Genomic DNA, 14,189 nt, shown 5'->3' on the forward strand with positions numbered 1-14,189 from the left:
ACATCCATTGATACATTTCCCCCACCATGGTTCGTAACGGGCATCCCTTACCCAGATGCTCAGATCCGCACTATTCATCATCCTCTCCTGCACCGCCTTCGCCGCGGAGCCATGCCGCATCGAGATCGTTGACAAACAAAACGGCTGGCCGGTCCCCTTGGTCGAGCTGCGCAGCGTGCATGATACCATCCACGTCAGCGACAATCTCGGTCTCATCGCCATCGATGAGCCGGAGCTGTTGAACCAGGAAGTCTATTTCGCCGTGAGAGGCCACGGCTACGGCGTGCCGAAGGATGGCTTCGGCTATCAGGGCGTCCGCACCACTCTCAAGTCCGGAGGAAAATTCCGCATCGAGGTCGAGCGGCAGAACCTCGCCAAACGCCTCGGACGTCTCACCGGAGCCGGCCTGTTCGCCGAAGGGGAGAAACTCGGCATCCCGCCGCTGTTGCCGGAAACGGGGGTGTTCGGCTGCGACTCCGTGCTCACCGCCCCCATCGGCGACAAGATCTTCCATCTGTGGGGCGACACCATGATCCCCGGCTATCCGCTCGGCATCTACACCTCCAGCGCCGCCACCACGCCACGGCAGCCCTTGAAAAAATTCGAGCCACCCATCGCCATGCCCTACACCCATTTCCGCGATGACAAGGGCAGGCCACGCGGCGTGGCCCCCATCCCCGGCTCCGGCCCGACATGGCTGGGCGCGATGGTTTCCTTCCCTGACAACCAGCTCGGCGCCACCTATTCGAAGATCAGCAACCATCTCGACGAATACGAGGTGGGCACCTGCATCTGGGACCCCGCCACGCGGAACTTCACCACCCACAAGACCCTCTGGAAATCCGCCGATGGTGCGAAGCCGCTCATCCTCCGGGGGCACCCTGTCCGTTGGAAGGATCCGGCGGGGAAAAACTGGCTTCTCTTCGGGGACCCCTTCCCCACCGCCCGCTGCCCGGACGATTTCGAGTCGTGGAAAAACCCAGGCACGTGGGAAAAACTCGACGCCCCCGACAACCCGCGCGCCTCTGACGGCGCGGAAATCGAGCCCCACCGTGGCTCCATCGCCTGGAACGCCTATCGGAAGCGCTGGGTCACCATCTTCACCCAGAACCACGGCAAGCCCTCCTTCATCGGGGAAATCTGGTATGCCGAATCCGAATCCCCCCTCGGCCCATGGGAAAAGGCGACCAAGGTGCTCACCCACGACAACTACACCTTCTACAACCCCCGCATCCAAACCGACCTCACCCCGGCTGACGCCCCCTTCATCCTCTTCGAAGGCACCTATACCGCCGAGTTCGCCAACAAGCCGCCCCCCACCCCCCGCTACAACTACAACCAGATCCTCTACCGGCTGGATCTCGATGAGGTGAAGTGAACCCCAACTGGAGCGCGGGATTCATCTCGCGCGAAAACAGCGAAGCCACATCCATCTCACGGACCACTGATTTGCTCCTGAACAGGAGAGAGACAGACATTGATCGCCCTTTCGCCAAGTTTTCATCCACAAATCGAAAGGAGGAGACGCAAGCCCCGACTCAAGATGTTCTCCGCATGGATTCCGTTGTTGTCGCGAGGCGGGGCGGATCTGCTGATCACAGGACACCCGGACATCCCCACTCGGATTCTTCGCTCCACTTGGCACAACAATGCCATCACTCCACTGTTGATTCCTGCGGATAGTGTTCGCATGATGCCCGTGTTCCGTCACGCGCATGCTCACTCTTTTAAAAATCCGCAATCTGGCATTGGTCGATGAATTGGTCTGGGAACTCGGTTCGGGTCTCATCGGCGTGACCGGGGAAACTGGGGCTGGAAAGTCCGTAATCGTCGGGGCGCTGAAGCTGGTGCTGGGCGAACGGGCGGAGAAATCGCTGATCCGCACGGGCGAGGAAACCTGCTCGGTGGAGGCGGTTTTCGAGCTGAAAGACGCGTCGGAGGTGAATGCCGTGCTGGAGGACGGCGGGCTGGAGGCTTGCGATGGCGAACAACTCATCATCCGCCGGGTGATCGGACAATCGGCGAACCGCCAGTTCGTCAATGATTCACCGGTGACGCTGGCCCTGTTGAAACGGCTCGGCGAACACCTGGTGGACCTCCATGGGCCGCACGACCACCAGTCGCTGCTCTCGGTGGAGCGACAGCTTTCCATGTTGGACGCCTATGCCGGAGCGGATGCTCCGGTCTCCAGCTACCGCGAGGCTTACCGGGCGTGGCGGGAGAAAGCCGCGGAGCTTGAGGAAATCCGCCACGCGGAAAACGCGAGCGAGCAGGAACTCGACCTGCTGCGCTACCAACTTGAGGAAATCGACCGGGCACAGTTGAAACCTGAGGACGAACACGATCTGGAAGACCGCTGGCGCAGGGCGTCGAACGCGAGCAGGCTGGTGGAAACCGCCGCCGCCGCGACCGCCGCGCTGAATGGAGATGATGGGATTCTGGAGCGGCTCACCGAAGTCCAGCGGTTGGTGCGGGATCTGGAAAAACTGGATCCATCCATCCGCGAACGCACCGCATCTCTGGAAACCGCCTGCCTGGAATTGCAGGATCTTGAAAGCAATCTCGCGGACTACGCCGGCGAACTGGACATCGATCCCGAAGAAGCCGCGACTCTCGAGGAACGGGTAAATGTCATCGAAACGCTGAAGCGGAAATATGGACCGTCGCTCGCGGACGTGCTGGCGCGCCGTGAGACGGCGGCGGCGCGGTTGGATACGATCGAGAACCGCGGTGAAAAACTGGAGACATTGGAGCGGGAGCTGTCCGTTTGCCGGGAAACCCTTGATGCGGCGGGCAAAACCCTCGGCACGGTGCGGAAAAAAGCCGCGCCGAAGCTGGCGAAGGAGATTTCCTCGCAGTTGAAGGATCTCGGATTCAAGCAGTCTTCGTTTGAAGTTCCTTTGAAACCACTGCCGGAGCCGGGACCACATGGTCTGGAAGGCGTCGAGTTCCAGTTCGGGCCGAATCCGGGAGAACCGCTGCTGCCGCTCCGCCAGATCGCCTCGTCCGGGGAGATCAGCCGGGTGATGCTCGCGGTGAAGTCCGCGCTGGCGGATCAAGATGCGACACCGTTGATGGTTTTCGACGAAATCGACGCAAACGTCGGCGGCGAGGTGGCGAAGGCGGTGGGTCGCAAAATGGCAGCCCTCGGTACTCGTCACCAGGTGGTGGCAATCACCCACTTCCCACAGGTGGCGGCGATGTCCGCGCATCATTTCGTGGTGGAGAAGGAAGTCTCCGGCGGCCGGACCCGTTCACGGCTTTACCCGGTGGGAGGCGAGACACGCATTCAGGAACTCGTGCGGATGCTCGGCGGCGGAGGCGAACAGGCACGGGCGATGGCCGCATCACTACTGAATCCCTAGATGCCACGAACCTTCAAATGCATCCCCGAACTGGTCGAGTCGCCCTCCAAGGAGCTGGCGGCGGCGCTCGGACTGCCATGGAAAGGCGCGGGCATGCCACGGCTGGTGATCGGGCGGCGCGAGTGGATCTCGCTGCCGGAACTGGGGGTCTTTCCGCTGAATGCGAAGACAGACAGCGGCGCGCGGAGCTCCAGCATTCATGCGGAAAACGTCATCCTCTCCCCTGACGAGAAGAGCGTGAGGTTCACGACGAGGAACCATTACAGCGAGGTGATTTCCTGCGAGGCGGCGGTGGTGCGGACCGCCTCGGTGAGAAGTTCGTCCGGGGTGGCGAAAAAGCGGATTTTCATCCGGACGACGGCGGTTCTGCCGGGCGGATTCAGCTGGTCCATCATGGTCAGTCTGGCAAACAGGTCGGAAATGCGGTGTCCCATGCTGTTGGGCAGGCGCGCGTTGTCCGGGTATTTCCTGATCGATCCCCAAGGCGCGCACCTGTTGGGTCCGAGAAGGGAATTGGAAAATTCTTCGACCACGGAATCCGCCGCAAGACCGGGGTTGGAACCGAGGTAGAAAAACTCCTCATCACGAAGCCCGTATCACCATGTGGTGAACGGTTCGGCCGCCAGGCAGGAATTGAAATAGCGGGAATCGTCGGAAACCTCGGCCCCCACCCACGGTGGAAGGATCGGGGAGATGGACGCATCCGCCAGCTCGACCTCGGCGACGATGAGTCCTTCATTGGCGCCGTGGAAGACATCGATCTCCCAAATGTGGTCGGCATGGGGAACCTTGTGGCGTGTCTTGTCGATCACGGAGGGCAGGCACATCTCCAGCAGTTCCCGCGCCTCCGCCACCGGTATGGCATATTCGTATTCCGCCCGGGTGATCCCCTGCGTCTGCCCCTTGATGGTCAGCCAGGCGTTTTTCCCGCCGATACGGACCCGGACGGTGCGCTCCGGATCCTGCGAAAGATAGCCTTGGGAAATCCTGACGCCGGGCGAGCCGTCACGCCAGGTGTCTGCGGTGACGAGGAATTTGCGTTCGATTTCCGAGGGCATGGCGGATGATTCAAACCGCTACCGGGAAAATTGCAATTCTCCTCGCGCGCCATGCCAGATTCGGAGTACAGCGATGGTTGCCCGACCATCATCAATCTCATAAACGATGCGGTAAGGCGAAACGATGATTTCACGAAGCAGGTCATCATGAAATTCGGGAACTGTGCGACCAATGCGGGGAAATAAGACGAGCTTGTCTACTTTTGAGATGAGATGATCGCCGAAACGCTTGGCCGAAACATGATCATCCTGAGCGATGTAGCGCACCAACGCCCTCAAATCCATAAGAGCACGCTGGGTCTAGACTACTTGGAAATCCATGTCTCGATAAGTCCGCGAATTTCCTCATGAGGCACAACATCTCCCCGCCGGACATCTTCTCTCGCAGCTTCTATGGCTGCGAGAAAATGGATACGCTCTTCGATCTCGGACCAGGATGCATCGTCAGGAAGATCCCTGATGGTTTCCATCGCCAATTGCTTCGTTGACATGAATCACTTATGCCTCAAACCGGCTGTTGATCAATCCTCCAATTTCCAAACCCGGTCAACAATCCACGGAATATCCATCACTGCCCCTTCGCAGCCGCCGCTCCCGTCACCGCCGTCCAGTCGACGGTGCCGTGGTCGAGGCGCTGCACCTCGCTGGAATAGACGGCGTCCTCGTTTTTCGGATCGAGATCGGCTGCGAGCTGGATGAAGTAACGGGCGAGCTTCTGATCTTCCAATCCCCCTTGTTTGGCGAGGAGCAGTCCGCGGGTCAGGATGAGCCGGGAGAACGCCTGAGGGCTGTAGTTGCTCTCGGAGGCTTCCGGAAGGATACCCTTGGCCAGTTGGAAGTTCAGCACCACGGCACGCTTGTTCCGCGGAGACAACTGGAGTGCCAGGCCGATCATGTGGCGTGCTTCCGTGAGCGATGCCGGGGAGGCCTTGGCGGCGATGAGATGGTTCGAGGCCACGGCGGACAGGTTCGTGGCGTAGTCCTCGCGCTCGGAGTCGAGCATGCCCAAAGCCTGTGAAAAGATGCTTTTCTCCACCTTCGGAGCGTTCCAGACGAAAGTCTTCGCAATCTCCTGAGCCCCGAGAACCGATACCGTGGCGCATATCGCCGCCGTTGCTTGCCAAAAACGCATCATCTGCGCTAAGGATGGGAAAAGAACGTTCTTTGGCAAGTGGCAATCAGCTTCCTGATGACAATCCCCGACCCCGCACCGACAAAACATGAGCTCCGCAGCCGGATGCGGCAATTGCTGCGCGCGAGAGCTCCAAGCGCGCCCGGGGTGTTCACCGAACTCCGGGAATGGCTTTCCGTCCGCCCGGAACTACAAACCATCGCGGTATATTCGCCGCTCCCGGGTGAGGTCGACCTGTCGGCAACCATCGCCGCGCTGCCGGAAGTCCGTTGGGTCTATCCACGGGTCGCCGGCGAACACCTGAGTTTCCACATGGGAGGCGATCTGGTCCCCGGCAGCTTCGGTATCCTCGAGCCGGCGGAAAATGCCGGGGAGATCCCCGTTCTTGAGATAGACGCCTTCCTCTGCCCCGGTCTTGCCTTTGACAAACGAGGCGGCCGCCTCGGACGTGGCCGGGGTTTCTACGACCGCGTGCTGGCCAATGCGCGGCCCGACTCGCTCAACATCGGAGTCTGCCACGATTTCCAAATGGTGGATGACACTTTTTCCGAGCCACACGATGTTTTCATGGACAAGGTGTTCGAATACCGGACATAGGACGCGCGTCATTGAAAGCCGGAACGCGAGGGGGCTGAAATGTTCTGCAGGAGGTTGATCGGAGCGCCGGAGGTCACCTGTTGGGATCAGATCCCGGGCGAGTGGCCGTATTAACTTGAAAAATCCCGCAAAACGATTTTTTCAAACAAGAATCCTCTCCGGCGGCGCTTAAAGCGGTATCGCAGAGATAGTTGCTATTTCCAATTTTTTCCAAATCCCATGATCGAAGTTGAAAGTCTGACCAAACAGTTCGGAAGCAAACGTGCGGTGAACGACCTCACGTTCACCGTGAAAAAAGGCGAGGTGCTCGGATTTCTCGGGCCGAACGGCGCCGGAAAGTCCACCACCATGCGCATGATCACCGGATTCATCCCGCCAACCGCGGGGAATGCGAAGGTCTGCGGCATCTCGATCGTGGACCGCCCGAACGAGGCGAAGACGAAGATCGGCTACCTGCCGGAATCCGCCCCCCTTTACAACGACATGACGGTGCTCGGCTTCCTGAAATTCTGCGCCGCCATCCGCGGGCTCAAGGGGGTGGCGAAAAATGACGCCATTGAGCGTGCGATCGAGACATGCTTCCTGACCACCGTCGCGAAGCAGTCGATCGACACCCTGTCCAAGGGCTACCGCCACCGGACCTGCCTCGCCCAGGCCCTTCTGCACGACCCCGAGGTCCTCATCCTCGACGAGCCCACCGACGGTCTCGATCCGAACCAGAAGTTCGAAGTCCGCCAGCTCATCAAGCGGCTCGGCAAGACAAAGGCCATCCTTTTTTCAACCCACATCCTTGAGGAGGTGGAAGCCTCATGCAGCCGCGCCGTCATCGTGGACCGCGGAAAAATTGTCGCGGATGGCACACCCGCCGAGTTGGTGGCGCAGTCCGGAACAGGCTCGCTCACCGACCTCTTCCGCAAGGTCACCTCGCGCGATACCGAAGCCGCCGCCTGAAAACCTCCAACCCGCAATTTCCACCATGTCTTCCTGCACCATCTACAAACGCGAGCTGTCCAGCTACTTCTCGCAACCGACGGCATACGCCATCATCGTCATCTTCCTGTTGTTCTCACTCGGACTCACCTTCACCTTCGGCCAGTTCATGCGTGTCGGCGACTCCTCCCTGGAGTGGACCTTCCTCTTCTGGCACCCGTGGGTCTACATGCTGCTGGCACCGGCCGTCGGCATGAAACTCTGGTCGGACGAGCAGCGCACCGGAACCATCGAACTGCTGGGCACGTTTCCGGTCTCCACCTGGAGCGCCATCGTCGGGAAATTCCTCGCGGCCGCCACGGTATGGTTCATCGCTCTGGCGCTCACCTTCCCGATCGTCATCACGGTCAACTACCTGGGAAGCCCGGACAACGGGGCCATCCTCTCCGGCTACATCGGAAGCTTCCTCGTCTGCTGCACCTTCCTCGCAATCACCATGCTGGTATCCGCCTGCACGCGCGACCAGGTGGTCTGCCTCATCGTTTCCGTCTCGGTCTGCGTGCTGCTCCTGCTCTGCGGTTATGACCCGGTCACTCAGGAATTGTCGAAGATCGTTTCCCCCGGCGTTCTCCAGGGCATCGTCTCGTTCGGCGTGTGGGACCACTTCCAGTCCCCGAACAGCGGCCTGTTCCGGTTGAAGGACCTGGTCTGGTTCGGCTCGATCATCTTCGTCTGCCTTCTCGGCACCAGCGCGATCCTCTCTTCCAAGCGCGCGTAACATTCAAAAGCACCTCCTCTCAAACAGCATACCATGTCTGCAAAAACCAACCACCCGGTCACCCGCTCGGCCCTCGGCGTCGCCGCGCTCGTCACCATCGCCCTGCTGGCGAACTGGCTCGTATCCCTCACCCCGGCCGGAAACCGCGGGGCCGACTTCACGGAAAACAAGATCCACACCCTGTCGGACGGCACCCGCTCGCTCCTCACCGAACTGGACACCCCCGTGGTCATCCGCTACTATGCATCCCGTAGCACCGACTACATGCCGGAGGAGCTGAAGCTCCACATGCGCCGTGTGGACGACCTGCTCAAGGAATATGCCAACATCTCCAAGGGGAAGATCCGCATCGAGAACCTCGACCCGCAGCCCGATACCGACGCCGAGGACTCCGCGAATCTCGACGGCATCAACGGCCAGCGCATGAACGACCAGAACCTGTTCTTCGGCGTCGCCATTTCCTGCCTCGGTAAAACCAAGCCGCTCCCCTTCCTCGACCCGCGCGAGGAAACGATGCTGGAGTACCAGCTCTCCAAGGCGATCGCCGAGGTGAGCACCGCGGTAAAGCCGAAGATCGGCATCATGTCCGCGCTCAATCTCCGCGGCGGTCCGGCCATGATGCCGGGACAACCCAGGACTCCCGGCTGGGTCATCCATGAACAGTTGAAACAATCCTTCGACGTGGTCGACATCTCCATGGAGGGCGTCACCCTCGATCCGAAACAAATCAAGGTCCTCCTGCTCTTCCACCCAGCCGGCATCACTCCGGAGGTCGAATACTCCGTGGACCAGTACCTGCTCAATGGCGGCACGGTCGTCGCCTGCCTCGACCCCTACTCCGTGGCGGCCCAGATGACCAGCCCGCAGGGAAACCCGATGATGGGCCAGATGCCGCCAAACCCCACGAGCTCCACATTGCCGACCCTGCTTGGTACCTGGGGCATGAAATTCGAGTCGGCCCAAGTGCTGGCGGATCCTACGCTCGCCACCAAATTCGGTGATCGCAACGGTCTGGCGATCCTGACCCTTGGCAAGGATTCCATGCCGCAGAAGGACAATGTCATCACCAAGAATCTCGGTTCCGTCACCCTGTTCCTTCCGGGAGCTTTCACCGCGAACGGCAACTCCGGACTCACGGTGAACAGCATCATCCATTCGACCACCCAGGCCGGATTCGTCGACCCCACGAAGGCGGCACAGCTCGATCCCTCTCTCGCCCGTACCCTGAAGTCCAACGGAACGGCATATGATCTCGTCACCCACCTGTCCGGCAAGTTCAAAACCGCCTTCCCCGAAGGCAAGCCCAAGCCCACCACCGAAGGAACGGAAAACAAGGATGCCCCCAAACCCCAGAATCTGAAGGAGAGCGTCGCCCCCGGAAATGTGTTCCTCATCGCAGACGTGGATGCCTTCTACGACCGTTTCGCTTACAGCGTGCAGAACTTCGGTGGCACACAAATGGTGTCCCAGATGAACGGAAATGCCCCGCTTCTTTTCAACCTGCTCGACCAGGCGACCGGTTCCAAGCATCTCATCGGCTCCCGCTCGCGCTCGGCCATCCTCCGCCCGTTCACCGTGGTGCAGCAGATGGAGGCGGATTTCAACAAGACCGTCGGTGCCAAGATCGAGGAATTCCAGGCCAAGCAAAACGCGGCTCAGGAAAAACTCAACGACCTGCAGTCGCAGAAATCACAAGGAGCGGAACTCTACCTTTCGCCCGAACAGGAAGCGGAAATCAAGAAACTGCGCGAGGAACAGGTCGAGTATTCCAAACTCATCCGTGAACAGGAGAAAGAGCTCCGCCGCCAGAAGGACAAGCTGGCCGGGAACATCACCCTGCTCAATGTCGCCGCGATGCCGGCCCTCGTCGTCATCGTCGGCCTGGCCCTCTTCATCAAACGCCGCTCCTCAACGCGGGCCAGATAAACATCCGGGCCATTCCGACAATCCATTTCAATCCTCAACATCTTCCAACATGAACAAACGCCAGGTCATCATCCTCTGGGGCATCGCACTCGCGCTCGGCGTCGCGGTGGCCGCAGTGAAATTCAGCCAGAACGAATCCACCCGCAGCGCGACGAAACGCACCGCCGGCCAGACATTGTTCGAATCCTTCCCCGCCGCCGAAACCGCCACCATCGACATCCAGGGATCGGACGGCACCGTCACCCTCACCAAGAAGGATGGTAAATGGGTGGTGGCGCAGCGGGACAATTTCCCCGCCAACACCACTTACGTGAACGACTTCATCCGCACGCTCAACGACCTGAAGGTCACCCAGGGGATGGAGGCAGGCCCCTCGCTGGCCCCCCGTTTCGGAATGGATGAAAGCGCCACCGTCGCCGCCGAGCGGGGACTGACCGCCGGTTTCAAGGACGCCGCCGGCAAGGAGATCGCAAAGGTCGCGCTTGGCAAGAACATCGGCGCGGACTCCGAATCCGACATGATGGATATGGAGATGGGATCCGGCGCGGTCGGCCGTTACGTCCGCAATTATGCCGACGAGAGCGGCTTCTACGCGGTGGGCGAGATGTTCCCGTCGGTCAGTGATGAGGTGAAACGCTGGCTCGCCGACGGATTCATCAATCCTGAGAAAATCAAGTCCATCACCATGAGCCTTCCGGACAAGACCGATCCGGATTGGAAACTCGTCCGCGACAACGAAGAAGCCGAATTCAAGCTCGACGCCGCCGCCGCGACGGAAGTGCTCGACTCCACAGCCGCCACCGCCCTCAGGAGCGTGCTGTCCTACGCCCGCTTCGATGACGTCGTTCCCGCGGCGAAGGTCGCGGAGCGCGCCGCCGCCGGAAAACTCACCGCCACCCTCGAAACTTTCGAAGGCTTCATTTACAACATCACCCTGACCCCCACCAAGGCATCCGCGGCCCCATCCGAACCAGCCGTTCCCGGTGCGGAGCCTCCCGCGACCGACAACTACCTGATGACTGTCGCCGTGAACGCCGAACTTCCGAAGGAGCGGAAGAAGGAGGAAGGAGAGAAACCTGAAGACGCAAAGACCAAGGACACCGCTTTTACCGAACGGCAGAAAGTTCTCACCGAGAAACTCGCCAAGGAAAAAGCCTTCGCGGGCATCACCTTCGAGGTGGCGAAGTCCACGGTGGAGCCGTTGTTGAAGGACAGGAAAACCCTTACGACCAAGCCGGATCCGGCCCTCAGTCCCGATGACTCCCAAGGCTCCGTCCAGCAGCTTCCCGGCGGATTGATCGCACGTCCGCCGGGCGTCGGCTCCCGTCCTCCCGTTTCCGCCACCACTCCGCCGATTTCCATTCCGACCGTTTATGAGGATGAGAATGGCAATGAAATCAATCCCGGTGAGGAAGGTGCCGCGGATGGTGAAAGTAGTGGCGAAGAAGGAGAGTAAGTCCTGACACACCCGACAAACCCAAATGCGACACCTGCTTTTCCTCATCCTCGCGAGTTCCCTGACGGCTCATGCCCAAGACGATCCGTTCACCACATTCGACTCCGATAAGGACGGCAGGGTCTCCCTGGCGGAGGTGCCGGAAGCCTTGCGCGGCCATTTCAAGCTCCTTGATGCGGACGGCGACGGATTCATCAGCCTTGAGGAGAAAAACCGCTTCACGAAGGCAGCCTTCGCCACGGACCATCTGAAGGATGTGGACTACGTCGGAAACGGTAATCCCCGCCAAACCCTGGATCTGCTCGTCCCGAAAGATCATGCCACCAACAAACGGCCGCTCGTGATCTTCATCCACGGCGGGGCATGGCATTCCGGCGAGAAGGAGAATGGATTGGGGGTCATCCGGGCTCTTTCGTCCACCGGTGACTACGTCACCGCCACGATCAACTACCGCCTCAGCCAGCAAGCTCCCTGGCCGGCCCAGATCCATGACTGCAAGGCCGCCATCCGCTTCCTGCGGGGGAAGGCGGAGGAGTATGGCATTGATCCGACAAAAATCGGCGTCATGGGAATCTCCGCCGGCGGCCACCTTGTGTCGATGCTCGGCACCAGTGCCGGGGTCGCGGAATTGGAAGGAGACATCGGGCCGTTTCCCAAGGAAAACAGCGGGGTGCAGTGCGTGGTGAACTTCTTCGGTCCCACGGATTTCCTGACCATGTCGGGTGATTCCATGAAACCCAATCCCGTGATCCAACTTCTGGGTGGCGAGGGCCCCGAACTGAAGACCAAGGCAAAACAGGCATCACCTGTCACTTGGATCGATAAAAGCGACGCGCCGTTTTTCACCGCCCACGGGACAAAGGATCCGCTGGTTCCTTACAGCCAGGCGGAGGAAATCAACACCGCGCTCAAGACCGCCGGAGTCGAATCCCACCTCATCACCATGGTGGGTGGCGGTCATGGCTTCCTCAGCGACGATCTGAACGGACGCATCCGCCAGTTCCTCGACAATCATCTCAGGATGCAGGCCGGAAAATTTTCCGAAGAGGCGATCACCGTGCAATGAATTGCCTGTCCCGCCCCGCGCGGTCAGCGATTCTCCTGATCATCCATGACGATCAGCGCGTCGAACCGCGTGAGGGGCATGCCCGCGTAACTCGCGGAGTACCCCCGCAGGTTTTGTAGATCCATCATCTCGCCATTGATGAAGCGCGCCGTGATTTCCGTGAAGTCGGGCGCTTGGCAGGTGAAGCCGGTGAGACGGCCGTTCGGTTCGTCCGGCACGTCGATCTGGATCACCCGCCTTCCCTCATATCCGTAGGGATCATACTCTTGGATCAACTTCGCAAGCCGGGCCTCAGCCAAGGTGTGATTCCCGGGAGCGACCTCGCTCAACAAACGCTCCACCTGCTGCCGGATATTCCGGACTTCATCAGGTGCGGGCGGCTCGACACCCAACAAATGGAGCTCCGAGTCCACCGTTTCCTTCCGGCTGAGCAGATGAGCCCGCCCCGCCTCATGCCTGCCGAAAAGGGTCTCCACATCGCGTAGGAAATCACCGGTGGAGCGGTATCCGCGTGGTGGGGCATCTGAAACCATCGCCCTCGTATCGCTCCGGTTTGGTTTTTCATCAGCTGCCGGTTCCTTTTCCGTCCTGTCACCGATTTTGAAAAGCATGCTCAAGGCGATCGACAACAAGAGCATCACCAGCCACCAGCCCTGCCTGTTACGGGGAAACATGACCTTGGGAAAAGACATGATTCATTTCACCGTGACCGGCACCACAAACGCGGCGAGACGCACCCCGCCGTCCACCTGATATTGGAAATACAACCTCAGCCAGCCCGGCTGGAGCGGGCGGAGTTGGAAATCCACCTGCGGCCCGCCCAATTGGCCCGCCACCGGCATCGTCCCGGTCGGATGAATATGAAGGATGGATTGAAAATCATCGGCGAAGCCCACGACGTGCGCGAAGGCCCCCATCAGCGGCTCGAGCCGGGACAACGGTTTCCCGTTTTCTTCCAGTACCACCCGGATGCTGCCCACGTTCCCGAAGCTCAGTTCTCCTCCGGGCAGTTCGAGCCTCGCCCGGTATTTGCCGCTCGTTGCAACCGTGACCGCGGCTCCGGGCGCGGGTGCCTTTGCGATAGGTCTCGGAATTTTTTCCAGATCCGCAATAGGAAATTCCCCTCTTCCAGTAGCGACCGGCATCACGTCCAGCCACATCCGGTACGGCCCGGCGACATTCGGTATGAATGTGAAGGCATACTCGCCCGGCACCTCCGTCGGTTGGGGGTGCGCGTGGTGGTAGTCAGCGAACGAGGGATCCAGCAGAAGCGCGTGCAGCTTTTCGGTATGGGTGGTATGCAACTGGTCTGGAACGACCGGAATTTTACCCGGTCCGATCAACCGGAAACGAACCTCAGAGGGCTTTCCCACCTCCAGCTTGGGAGGATGAACAAACTTCACCTGCAGGGTCGGTACCACCGGAGGCAGGACGAAGCTGGCCTCGCTCGATGACACCAGCGCTTCCGGCGGAAACTGCCTGCCGATGTCTGAGATGGTTTCGACCAACGACGGCCATTCGCCAAGCAGCGCGTCGCGGCGATCTTCAAGCGCCAGCGCATTCCACCGGGAAGTTGAATCATTCGTTTTCTTGATCAAGGCCAGAAGCGTTTCCCTGCGCTCACCGAAAACCATCACGGCCCGATTTTGCATGAACGCGAGGTGGGAGATCAGCGCCGCCAGTTTCTGGGGCACCTTGACCAGATCACCGCTCTTGGAAATTTCCAGCAACGCATCCCTCTCAAGCTGCACATGCTCCCACGCGTCGCCCAATAGAACGATTTCCGGTCCGCAAAGGGCCTCCGCACGCGTGGTTGCGGCAGGGGCGTCCATAGCACCGCCTGTTTGAAAAGCAGTGGCAGGAAGCAGTGCGGCGGCTTGG

General features: G+C 60.2%; 14 protein-coding genes and 1 pseudogene. 9 read left to right on the top strand and 6 right to left on the bottom strand.

Features of this window, described 5'->3' with window-relative positions:
- The first annotated feature begins 55 nt into the window (after positions 1-55).
- The 3 genes from JIN84_RS18910 to JIN84_RS18920 all read left to right on the top strand — a co-directional run bounded on the left by JIN84_RS18910 (position 56) and on the right by JIN84_RS18920 (position 3,935).
- Complete coding sequence (locus tag JIN84_RS18910; protein ID WP_200352632.1) at positions 56-1,378, top strand: glycoside hydrolase family 183 protein; 1,323 nt, start codon at positions 56-58, stop codon at positions 1,376-1,378.
- Between the two features lie 337 nt (positions 1,379-1,715).
- A complete protein-coding gene (recN, locus tag JIN84_RS18915) occupies positions 1,716-3,365 on the top strand; it encodes a DNA repair protein RecN (protein ID WP_200352633.1) in 1,650 nt (549 codons plus the stop codon).
- Positions 3,366-3,935, top strand: a complete 570-nt coding sequence (locus tag JIN84_RS18920; RefSeq protein ID WP_200352634.1) for an ATP-dependent zinc protease family protein — start codon at positions 3,366-3,368, stop codon at positions 3,933-3,935.
- Positions 3,936-3,961: 26 nt separating this feature from the next.
- Here JIN84_RS18920 and JIN84_RS18925 read toward each other — a convergent pair whose 3' ends face one another.
- The 4 genes and pseudogenes from JIN84_RS18925 to JIN84_RS18940 form a co-directional block, all read right to left on the bottom strand.
- Positions 3,962-4,423, bottom strand: a complete 462-nt coding sequence (locus JIN84_RS18925) for a CYTH domain-containing protein (protein ID WP_200352635.1) — start codon at positions 4,421-4,423, stop codon at positions 3,962-3,964.
- Positions 4,424-4,441: 18 nt separating this feature from the next.
- Positions 4,442-4,711, bottom strand: a pseudogene (locus JIN84_RS18930) (type II toxin-antitoxin system RelE/ParE family toxin); the annotation flags it as partial.
- Between the two features lie 17 nt (positions 4,712-4,728).
- Positions 4,729-4,914 (bottom strand): hypothetical protein, encoded by a 186-nt coding sequence (locus tag JIN84_RS18935; protein WP_200352637.1) that lies wholly within the window; start codon positions 4,912-4,914, stop codon positions 4,729-4,731.
- 77 nt (positions 4,915-4,991) lie between these two features.
- Positions 4,992-5,558: a hypothetical protein gene (locus JIN84_RS18940; protein WP_200352638.1), complete on the bottom strand. Its 567-nt coding sequence runs from the start codon at positions 5,556-5,558 to the stop codon at positions 4,992-4,994.
- A 54-nt stretch (positions 5,559-5,612) separates the two neighbouring features.
- Between JIN84_RS18940 and JIN84_RS18945 the strand changes: the two genes are divergently transcribed.
- The 6 genes from JIN84_RS18945 to JIN84_RS18970 all read left to right on the top strand — a co-directional run bounded on the left by JIN84_RS18945 (position 5,613) and on the right by JIN84_RS18970 (position 12,308).
- A complete protein-coding gene (locus tag JIN84_RS18945; RefSeq protein ID WP_200352639.1) occupies positions 5,613-6,152 on the top strand; it encodes a 5-formyltetrahydrofolate cyclo-ligase in 540 nt (179 codons plus the stop codon).
- A gap of 219 nt (positions 6,153-6,371) precedes the next feature.
- Positions 6,372-7,103, top strand: coding sequence for an ABC transporter ATP-binding protein (locus JIN84_RS18950; RefSeq protein ID WP_200352640.1), 732 nt, complete (start codon positions 6,372-6,374; stop codon positions 7,101-7,103).
- A gap of 25 nt (positions 7,104-7,128) precedes the next feature.
- Positions 7,129-7,860 (top strand): ABC transporter permease, encoded by a 732-nt coding sequence (locus JIN84_RS18955; protein ID WP_200352641.1) that lies wholly within the window; start codon positions 7,129-7,131, stop codon positions 7,858-7,860.
- A gap of 33 nt (positions 7,861-7,893) precedes the next feature.
- Positions 7,894-9,786, top strand: a complete 1,893-nt coding sequence (locus JIN84_RS18960; protein WP_200352642.1) for a Gldg family protein — start codon at positions 7,894-7,896, stop codon at positions 9,784-9,786.
- A gap of 49 nt (positions 9,787-9,835) precedes the next feature.
- Positions 9,836-11,242, top strand: a complete 1,407-nt coding sequence (locus JIN84_RS18965) for a DUF4340 domain-containing protein (protein WP_200352643.1) — start codon at positions 9,836-9,838, stop codon at positions 11,240-11,242.
- A 25-nt stretch (positions 11,243-11,267) separates the two neighbouring features.
- Complete coding sequence (locus tag JIN84_RS18970) at positions 11,268-12,308, top strand: alpha/beta hydrolase fold domain-containing protein (RefSeq protein ID WP_200352644.1); 1,041 nt, start codon at positions 11,268-11,270, stop codon at positions 12,306-12,308.
- Between the two features lie 23 nt (positions 12,309-12,331).
- On the opposite strand, the gene JIN84_RS18975 is transcribed toward JIN84_RS18970, so the two are convergent.
- Complete coding sequence (locus tag JIN84_RS18975) at positions 12,332-12,982, bottom strand: hypothetical protein (protein ID WP_200352645.1); 651 nt, start codon at positions 12,980-12,982, stop codon at positions 12,332-12,334.
- A 21-nt stretch (positions 12,983-13,003) separates the two neighbouring features.
- Entirely contained in the window at positions 13,004-14,140 is a 1,137-nt protein-coding gene (locus JIN84_RS18980) for a hypothetical protein (protein WP_200352646.1), read from the bottom strand.
- Between the last annotated feature and the right edge of the window lie 49 nt (positions 14,141-14,189).

Origin of the sequence: Luteolibacter yonseiensis, assembly GCF_016595465.1 — a bacterium.
In the GTDB taxonomy this organism is placed as follows: Bacteria; Verrucomicrobiota; Verrucomicrobiia; order Verrucomicrobiales; family Akkermansiaceae; genus Luteolibacter; species Luteolibacter yonseiensis.